Origin of the sequence: Pseudomonas sp. HMWF006 (genome assembly GCF_003061205.1) — a bacterium.
Lineage (GTDB): Bacteria > Pseudomonadota > Gammaproteobacteria > Pseudomonadales > Pseudomonadaceae > Aquipseudomonas > Aquipseudomonas monsensis.
In genome coordinates this window covers 1-3,758 of the sequence record NZ_QAIU01000432.1, presented here as the reverse complement: position 1 = coordinate 3,758, position 3,758 = coordinate 1, and the positions used below count along the sequence as shown (strand labels likewise).

General features: G+C 62.2%; 1 protein-coding gene. It reads right to left on the bottom strand.

Annotated elements, in window-relative coordinates; all coding sequences use genetic code 11:
* Positions 1–3,758 (bottom strand): S-layer family protein (locus DBR24_RS18145; protein ID WP_256591608.1); only part of this gene is annotated, 3,758 nt, incomplete at both ends.

The following is a 3,758-nucleotide window of genomic DNA, read 5'->3' as shown; positions in this document are numbered from 1 at the left end:
GATCAGGTTGGTCGCATCGTTGACGTTGGCGGTTGGTGTCAGCGTGGCGGTCCAGGTGATGCCGCCGTCGCTGCTGATCAGGTTCGACAAGGTGCCATTGGCGACGCTGATGTCCGACAGATCGAAACCGCTCACGGCTTCGCTGAAGGTGATGGTCACCGTGGTGGTTTCGCCAATGCCCAGGCGATTGTCGGCGACCACGATAGTGGCGGTCGGCAACGCGGTGTCGATGGCAAAGTTGTTGGAGTCGGTGGTGCCGACGCCACTGTTGCCAGAGGCGTTGGTGACCCCGCTGTTGTCGAGGGTGATCAGGTTGCTGGTGTCGGTGATGTTGGCGGTTGGCGTCAGCGTGGCGGTCCAGGTGATGCCGCCATCGCTGGAGCTGACGTTGCTCAGGGTGCCATTGGCGATGGTCAGGTCCGCATTGCTGAAACCGCTGACCGCCTCGCTGAAGGTGATCGTCACGATCGAGGTTTCCCCGGCCTTGAGCGAGCTGTCCGCAACGACGATGGTCGCGGTCGGCACTTCGGTTTGCACCGCGTAGTTGGCCGAGTTGGTGGTGCCGGTGCCAGCATTGCCGGCCAGATCGCTGATGCCGGAGTTGTTCAGAACAATCAGGTTGGTGGTATCGCTGATGCCGATGGTCGGAGTGAACGTCGCCGTCCAGGTGATGCCGCCGTCGCTGGACGAGACGTTGCTCAACGTGCCGTTGGCGACGCTCAGGTCGGCATTGTCGAAACTGGTGACCGCTTCGCTGAAGGTGATGGTCACGGTCGCTGTTTCACCAGGACGCAGATCGTTGTCGCTCATGACAATCGTGGCGGTCGGACGCTGACTGTCGACCGCGTAGTTGTTCGAATCGGTGGTACCGCTGCCAGTGTTGCCGGCCCCGTCGACCACTCCAGTGTTGTCCAGGGTGATCAGGTTGCTGGTGTCGGTGACGCCGGCCGATGGGGTAAACGTCGCGGTGTAGGTGATGTTGTCCGAAGTGCTCAGCGCGGAAAGTGTGCCGTTCTCGACGGTCAGGTCTGCCAGGGTGAAGCCAGTCACCGCCTCGCTGAAGGTAATAGTGACCGTGGTGGTCTGGCCAACGCCCAGCGCCGTGTCGGCCACCACAACGGTCGCGGTCGGGCGCTGGGTGTCGATGGCGTAATTGTTCGAATCAGTGGTGCCCACTCCCACGTTGCCGGACCCATTCTGCACCCCGGTATTGTCCAGGGTGATCAGGTTGGTCGCGTCGGTAATGTTGGCGGTCGGCGTGAAGGTTGCCGTCCAGGTGATGCCACCATCACTGCTGCTCACGGCGCTCAGCGTGCCGTTGGCGATGGTCAGGTCGGCGTTACTGAAACCGGTCACGGCTTCGGAGAAGGTGATAGTCACCGTGGTGGTTTCGCCGATGCTCAGGCTGTTGTCGGCAACCACGATAGTGGCGGTCGGAACCATGGTGTCGATCACGAAATTGCCGGAGTTGGTGACGCCGGTGCCGGCGTTACCGGCCAGGTCAGCGATGCCGGTGTTGTTCAGGCTGATAAGGTTGCTGGTGTCGTTGATCCCGAGAGTGGGCGTGTATGTCGCCGTCCAGGTGATGCCGCCGTCGCTGCTGCTCACGGCGGTCAACGTGCCGTTGGGTATGTTCAGATCGGCGTTGGTGAAGCCCGTCACCGCCTCGGAGAAGGTAAAGGTCACCAACGAGGTTTCACCGGCGCTGAGGCTCGTGTCGGCGACCACGATGGTCGCTGTCGGACGTTGGGTGTCGATGCTGTAATTGTTCGAATCCGTAGTGCCGCTGCCAGCGTTGCCGGCCAGGTCAGCGATGCCGGTGTTGTCCAGCGTCACCAGATTGGTGGTGTCGCTGATGCTGGCGCCTGGAGTGAACGTTGCGGTCCAGGTAATACCTCCGTCACTGCTGCTGACTGCGCTCAAGGTGCCATTGGCGATGGTCAGGTCGGCGTTGGTGAAACCGCTGACCGCTTCACTGAAGGTGATGGTCACCAGCGATGTGTCGCCGATTTTCAAGGCCGTGTCTGTGAACACGATGGTGGCCGTTGGGCGCTGGTTGTCGATGGCGTAGTTATTGGAGTCGGTGGTGCCGCTGCCCTGGTTGCCGTTGACGTCACTGACCCCACTGTTGTCGAGGGTGATCAGGTTGGTGGCATCGGTAATGTTGGCGGTCGGCGTGAAGGTTGCCGTCCAGGTGATGCCACCATCACTGCTGCTCACGGCGCTCAGCGTGCCGTTGGCGATGGTCAGGTCGGCATTAGTGAAGCCGGTCACGGCTTCGGAGAAGGTGATGGTCACCAACGACGTTTCGCCGATTCTCAAGGCGTTGTCGGCAACCACAATAGTCGCCGTCGGGCGCTGCGTGTCGATGGCGTAATTGTTCGAGTCGGTGGTGCCGCTGCCGGTATTGCCGGACAAATCGGAGAGGCCGGTATTGGCCAGGGTGATCAGGTTGGTGGTATCGCTGATGTTGTTGGTTGGCGTGAGGGTGGCCGTCCAGGTGATCCCGCCGTCACTGCTGCTCAAACCGCTCACGCTGCCATTGGCCACGGACAGGTCGGCGGTGGTGAAACCGGTCACGGCCTCGCTGAACGTGATGGTCACCAGCGAGGTTTCCCCTGCCTTGAGCGCGGTGTCCGCAACGACAAGGGTGGCCGTCGGGCGCACGGTGTCGATGGCGTAGTTGTTGGAATCGGTTGTACCGCTGCCGGCGTTACCGGCCAGGTCAGCGATCCCGGTGTTATCCAGCGTCACCACGTTAGTGGTGTCGGTGACACTGCCACTCGGCGTAAACGTCGCCGTCCAGGTAATGCCTCCATCGCTGCTGCTCACGGCGGACAACGTGCCGTTGGCGATGGTCAGGTCGGCGTTGGTGAAACCGCTGACCGCTTCATTGAAGGTGATGGTCACCAGCGACGTTTCACCGATTTTCAGGGCCGTGTCAGCGACAACGATAGTGGCCGTCGGGCGCTGGGTATCGATCACATAATTGCTGGAATTGGTGGTACCGACACCCACGGTACCGTCAGAGACCGCCGCCACACCGGTGTTGTCCAGAGTGATGACGTTGGTGGTGTCGGTAATCCCGTTGGTCGGCGTAAAAGTCGCGGTCCAGGTGATCCCGCCATCGCTGCTGCTCACGGCCGTCAACGTGCCGTTGGCGATGGTCAGGTCGGCATTGGTGAAGCCAGTGACCGCCGTGTTGAAGGTGATGGTCACCAGCGAGGTTTCGCCAATTTTCAGCGCACTGTCCGCCAGGACGATGGTCGCGGTCGGTGGTTCGACGTAATTGGTATTGAGCGTGCCGCCGGTACTGTAAACCGCAGCAGTGGCACTCGGCGAGCTACCCGTCGCACCGCCGTTTGACGGGCCTCCGGCACCACTGGCCGCAGCGTTGCCGGTGATCGCCGCGAAGTTGGCAGCGGTGATCAGTACCGTGCCGCCGTTGTTCCAGATGGCCCCGACACCACGGCCACCGTCACCGCCGTTGGCAATGTTGCCGCCGCTGCCACCACCGCCGCCGCCACCGCCCGCCGCGAGGTTATTGCTGATGACCGATGTGCCGATGACTTTCAAGGTGCCGGTCGAGGCGTTGTAGATACCGCCGGCCGCATTGCCACCGACGCCGCCAACCGAGTTCCAGCCCGAACCACCGCCGCCACCACCAATGGACAACGTGCCATTGGTCGCTGAGCCGCCGTTGCCGCCGTGGCTGTAACCGGCGGCGCCATTGCCGCCGAGGCCGCCAGTGCTGGTAC